The organism is Frankia tisae (assembly GCF_025403405.1).
In the GTDB taxonomy this organism is placed as follows: domain Bacteria; phylum Actinomycetota; class Actinomycetes; order Frankiales; family Frankiaceae; genus Frankia; species Frankia tisai.
The window spans coordinates 1-1,007 of sequence record NZ_JANEZT010000728.1; the positions used below are offsets into that span (position 1 = coordinate 1).

Genomic DNA, 1,007 nt, shown 5'->3' on the forward strand with positions numbered 1-1,007 from the left:
CCCATGCCCCCGCCGCCGGCCACGAAGTAGTGGATCTTCCCGTCGGCGACCCACTGCTGGAACTGGGCCAGGGCCGGCGCCGGGTCGCTGCCGTCCCAGCCGCCGATCGCGATGACGGACTGCCCGCTGGCAAGCTCGAGCTGTGCCGCGCTGGTCGCGCCGCTCGTCGTGGCCGCGGCCCACGCGGTGGTCGAACGGGCCAGCAGCGCGGTCAGCGCCGAGTTCGTGGACTGCTGGCCGCCGGCACCACCCGCGCCCGCCGCGGACGTGCTACCTGTCGTCGAGGTGCTACCTGTCGTGGACGTGCCGCTCGCTGCGGAGGTGCCGGTGGGCGGGGTGCCGCCGCCCCCGAAACGTCCGCCGTTACCGGCGCCGCCGCCGCCCATCGCCGCGCTCGACGGACCCGAGGTGGGGATCGAGCCGGTGTGCGGATGTGCGGCGGTGCTGACGGCGTAGGCCGCGCTGCCGGCGCCGACGGTGAGCACCGCCGCTGTGGCGAGCACCGCCGTCAGCCGGGTGAACCGGGCTGCACCGGCGACCAGCGCGGCGGCCAGGGCCAGCGCGCCGATGAGCACGACCCAGCGCAGGGCGGGCAGCCAGGTCGGCACCCGGTCGAGCAGCACGAAGCTCCAGGCGCCGGTCAACGCGATCATGGCGGCGAGCGACGCCCGCGCCGGGAACTGGGCACGGTCGCGCCACAGCGCGGTCCCACCGGCGGCGACGAGCGCGGCGATCGCCGGCGCCAGGGCGACGGTGTAGTAGGGATGGATGATCCCGTTCATGAAGCTGAACACCAGGCCGCTGACGACGAGCCAGCCGCCCCACAGCACGAGCACGGCCCGCGCCGGATCGGTGCGGGGTGCCCGCCTGGTCCGCCACAGTCCGACGACCAGCGCGAGCAGGGCCGCGGGGAGCAGCCAGGAGATCTCCGAGCCCATGCTCGCTCCGAACAGCCGGGTGATCCCGGTCGTGCCACCGAAGCCGGTGTTCGCCCCGCCGCCCATCCC

The 1,007-nt window shown here is 75.4% G+C and carries 1 protein-coding gene; it reads right to left on the reverse strand.

All coding sequences use genetic code 11. The features are described 5' to 3' along the window. Window positions 1–1,007 (reverse strand): mannosyltransferase YkcB-related protein (locus NBZ85_RS31365; RefSeq protein WP_498041285.1); only part of this gene is annotated, 1,007 nt, incomplete at both ends.